Raw genomic sequence first — 1,654 nt, 5'->3', positions numbered from 1 at the left:
ATACGGGACGTCACGGGTGCAGTCTTCCGGTTGACGGTCCGAAAACCCAAACGGAATGTCACGGCGGGCGACAGGGAGGGCCAAGGCACGGGGTCCCGCGGGCAGCTGGGGACCGGGATCAGGCCAGTGGTACAGGGCTAAACGGAAGGTCGGAGGGGTGCGGCGAGGATGGAGTCCGGGGTGGTGAAGGGGGGCGTCCGGTACGGGCCGGTGGATCACATCTGCGGGCTGCGGATCACATCAGCGGTGTGGAGATCACATCAGCGGTGTCAGGAAGCGGCGCAGGATCTCCTCGTATCCGGCCGGGTCGGCGTTCCACATCGCGCCGTGCGGGGCGTGGGCGACCGGCTGGAGGGTGATCAGGTCGGGGCGCCGGGCGGCGAAGCGGCGGGAGAGGCTCCAGGGGGCCACCGTGTCGTCCGGGCCGTGGAAGATCAGGGTCGGGACCCTGAGCCGGGCCGGATCGGCGGCCTCGGCGATGCGGTCGCCGTGCAGACCGGTGCGGCCCTGGGCGGCGCGGACCGCCAGCGGCAGCAGCGCGCCCGGGGTGTGCCGGGCGGTGGCGAGGGCGCGCAGCGTCCTCTCCCAGTCCAGCACCGGCGAGTCCAGCACGAGGCCGGAGACGCGGTCGCGCAGCGCGGAGTGGGCGGCGGCGCGCAGCGCCATGGTGGCGCCGGTGGACCAGCCGTACAGGACGACGTGCTCGGCGCCGTAGCGCACGGCGTAGCGGATCGCCGCGTCCAGGTCGCGCCACTCGGTCTCGCCGAGGTGTCCCAGGCCGTCGGGGTTGCGGGGTGCGCCCAGGTCGCCGCGGTAGGCGAGGGCGAGCACCGGGAAGCTGCTGCGGTGCAGGAACTCCATGACGTTCAGGGAGAGTTCGCGAGTGGCCGCGAGCCCGTGCACCGCGATCACCCAGGTGCTCCGCGCCCCGGGGACGAACCACGCGGGCAGGGAGCCGAGTTCGCCGGGGATGTCGATGTCGGCGTGGTTCAGGCCGAGGGCGGCGCTCGGGTTGCCGACATTGACGTTCGGGGTGAGCCACACCTTGTCGCCGGGGCGCAGGGTGCCATGGGTGACACGTTCCAGGCGGCGTACGACGACGTCGGCGGAGTGCGAGGCCGCGTCCACGACGGGCCCGACGACCGCGTGGGAGCCGTCGCCGGCGAGGCCGTAGGTACCGGGGCGCAGGGATGCGAGGTCCCGGGTGAGCGCGATCTGCCCGGCGGCGGTGGAGTGCACCGTGAGCCGGGGTTCGGTCGGCAGGGGACGCCCGGGCGGCGCCTTCAACGCGGCGTCACTGGCGAACCGCCCGACGGCGACACCGGCGACACCGGCCGCGAGGGCCACGGAGACGGCCGCGGCCGTCGCTTTGACTGTGCGCACGGGTCCAGTGTCCAGGGGGAGGCGGCTACCGGCCAGCCGGAGGACGCGTGCGGTGTTGAGCGGGGGGTGTGTCGGGGTGTGTTTCGGTGACGGCGGGACCTGAAGGGTGATGCGCGACGGGTTGGCGGCGGAAGGCACCAGGCACCAGGGTGACGCCAGGCCGGCCGGTTGCGCGGGACGGGGATGATGCTCGGCGGGCCGGTGACGGGGATGATGCGAGGCAGCTCGGCGCCGCCGGAAGGGTTCTCGCCGAAAGCCACTCCCGGAAGGA

Annotated in this window: 1 protein-coding gene; it reads right to left on the bottom strand. The window is 73.5% G+C overall.

The window, feature by feature from the left end; genetic code table 11:
* Positions 1–255: 255 nt before the first annotated feature.
* Positions 256–1,383 carry an alpha/beta hydrolase family protein gene (locus AC31A1_RS51090; RefSeq protein WP_489659863.1) on the bottom strand — a complete coding sequence of 376 codons (1,128 nt, stop codon included), beginning with the start codon at positions 1,381–1,383 and terminating at the stop codon, positions 256–258.
* Between the last annotated feature and the right edge of the window lie 271 nt (positions 1,384–1,654).

The sequence above is a fragment of the Streptomyces sp. P5F9 genome (assembly GCF_057961495.1).
Note: the sequence above shows the minus strand (reverse complement) of the source record. Positions and strands in the feature narration are given on the sequence as shown.